The organism is Algibacter ulvanivorans (assembly GCF_048381495.1).
In the GTDB taxonomy this organism is placed as follows: Bacteria; Bacteroidota; Bacteroidia; order Flavobacteriales; family Flavobacteriaceae; genus Algibacter_B; species Algibacter_B ulvanivorans.
In genome coordinates this window covers 1-285 of the sequence record NZ_JBLWGD010000083.1, presented here as the reverse complement: position 1 = coordinate 285, position 285 = coordinate 1, and the positions used below count along the sequence as shown (strand labels likewise).

The 285-nt window shown below is 42.5% G+C and carries 1 protein-coding gene; it reads right to left on the bottom strand.

Annotation, left to right across the window (positions count from 1 at the left end):
• Positions 1-285: PKD domain-containing protein (locus ACNG5D_RS16050; RefSeq protein ID WP_418184538.1), on the bottom strand; the 285-nt coding region annotated here is incomplete at both ends.

Here is a 285-nt window from a genome sequence, read left to right as displayed (position 1 = left end):
CCATAAGCATTAGTCACCTCTAAAGTGACATCATAGGATCCGTCAGCAGCATATATAACCGTTGGGTTTTGGTCTGTTGAGGTTGCTGGTGAACCACCTTCAAAGGTCCAAGACCAAGAGCTTCCGGCAGGAACTGTTTCGTCCATAAAATTAACGGTATTATTGGTGTCTAAACAAATGTTATCATTGTCTGCACTAAAAGCTGCAACTGGTGGTCCAGGCAAAGCAGGCAAAGTATATCCACATGCTGATAACCCAGAATGAATGTCATTTATTTCGGAAGTA